The sequence below is a fragment of the Gemmatimonadaceae bacterium genome, assembly GCA_035633115.1.
Taxonomy (GTDB): Bacteria; Gemmatimonadota; Gemmatimonadetes; order Gemmatimonadales; family Gemmatimonadaceae; genus UBA4720.
On sequence record DASQFN010000104.1, the window covers coordinates 1 to 2,186 of the forward strand.

General features: G+C 59.6%; 2 protein-coding genes. Both read right to left on the reverse strand.

Annotated elements, in window-relative coordinates; translation table 11 throughout:
* Nucleotides 1-597: hypothetical protein (locus tag VES88_13865; GenBank protein HYN82576.1), on the reverse strand; the 597-nt coding region annotated here is incomplete at its 3' end.
* 50 nt (nucleotides 598-647) lie between these two features.
* Nucleotides 648-2,186 (reverse strand): CHAT domain-containing protein (locus VES88_13870; protein HYN82577.1); only part of this gene is annotated, 1,539 nt, incomplete at its 5' end.

Sequence of the window (2,186 nt, forward strand, 5' to 3'; positions counted from 1 at the left end):
CCGGCCAAGGTAAGATTTGGAAATAGCGGTGAGACCGCTGATGATGCTCGCATAGGCTTCCTTCAAACGTACGTCGATTACGCCGCGAACGATGTCCTCGTTGAGGGCGGGAAGCGTTGATGCCGCATGGTTGAGAAGCAGCGCGAACTCATCGCCGGCGATGTCGTTTCCACCGCCGGACAACAGAACGGCGCGGGGCACCTTGCCGTCGCGGAGCAGTTTCTCCAGACGGCGTGCGAACTCCTCGAATTGCCCTGCGGAATGGGCCATGTCTTCAACGCAGTCTCCCTTGTGAGCCACGGACTCGACGTCGAAGAGGTGATCGTCCTCGAGCAACCGAAGCACGTCCTGCATGGGATAGTCGAACCACGAGTCGCCTTCGGCTATCAGCACCCCAGCGGATTTCCTCGCGCCAAACAAGGCTCGTGCTTTCGCCGGGACTCGCGCGGGCGCGCCGAGTCCGCGCCGGCGCGCAGGCATCTCCTTTTCGATGGCTGCGCGTTTGCGACGCTGTTTCGCGCGAAAGGCGATCACGTCCTCCGCAGCATTCCGTCCACTGGCAATAGCGGCGCGAACGTTGACCTCCGTTCGCGCCATACCACGCTTTGATGGAAGTTTCTTTTTCGGTGCCAAGTTTCCTCCTTATGTCACCGCTCTACGGGGAACGTCTTCAGCAATGCTTCGAGCGCACCAAGTTTCGCACCCAGTTTGACTTTCAGTGTTTTGCGGCACGACGAGTCGAATTTCAGCGGTCCCACGACATACTTGAACTCCCTGCCTTCGTTGAACCACATAGGGCAATCTTTCGCGCCGCGTGTGTGCGAGCCCACGTCTCCATAGAAGCCGGCTAGGCCGCAAACCATAGCGTTGGCTATCGCTCGATTCGTTTCGGGTCCTTCGGGAGCCATCTCGTCAAAACCTGCGACGGAAAAGATTAGGATCGGGGGCTTGCCTCGGTCTGGCCACCAGACGTAATAATTGAAATACTCGTTGTCGCGCATCCAATGACGCGTCACGCACGCCAATACTTCAACGCCAAGCTCCAGTGGGATACGTTGCAGCCGGTCAGTGAGATGATCGGCCCACAGATACGGCGTCCCTTCCTCTGAGTCGAGATCCCACACACCGAGCGGCACCGACAGTTCCACCAGTTCGAATCCGAAGACGGTTTGCGCTCGGCTCATTTCCGCCAGAGTCCGATCCAGCGCAGGGAAGACGTTGTCCATGTCCCAGACGGCGATACGCGCGACATGAGCCACCGTCGAGCGACGTGCGGACGCACGAACACCAGTCGTCGGCGCCCTCATGGGTGTTTTAGGCGGAGCGCAGAGCGTAGCGTTCGCATCGCGAGCATAGACAACCGGCACGGCCCAGTCGATCGGCTCTCCATGCAGGAGATAGTTGACTGCGATGCGCGCCTCGCGCGCCGACTGGCCGAGCGACATGCCCTGCGCAAGAGACCAGTAGAAATGCTGCGCAAACGACGTCGCAGACGAATCAAGCACGCTGTACTGATTCGCCACCAGCGCAGGCAATCCGTGCGCGACCAGCGACTGCGCCACACCCTTATTGAAGTCCGCGCGACCGCCGCGGCCGCTCTCGCAGGCGTTCAGAAACACCAGGCTCAACCCTCGTCCACGAAAGATCTCGCGTACGGACCGCTCGCCCAGAGGGTATTCGCCTCCGTTCTCGTTCACGAAGATCAGACAACCTTCGCCCCGCTTCTCGTCGTATACGCCGTGACCAATGAAATGCACCACCTGATATTTTCCTGTCGTGAGACGTCCGTGAATCTCGCGCGGTGTCGCGCGCGCCAGCGTCTCGATCTCGACGAGTCCCGCCTCGACTAGCGGCTCAAAGCCACGCTGGATCACTGCAAGCTCCTGATCGATCGACAGCCGTCCAAAACCTACGGGCTGTGCCGATACCACCAGGATTCGCAAAGGGCCATCCGCCTGAGTGATCGGGTCGGCCGGAACGTTTGTCAGCACGTTCCGAATGAAGTGAGTCTCCTCGGTTGCAAGAAAGCTCTTACGCCCATGGTCATACGCAAACTCCCACGGCTTTTCGGCAATCCAGGGAATCATCGACGTCAAAACGAGATCCAGCCGGCTCCGCTGACGAGTGCGTGCTTCGTCATACAGACGTCGCACGTCGCCCTGAAAGAGTGTGTCAAAGAGCTGTCC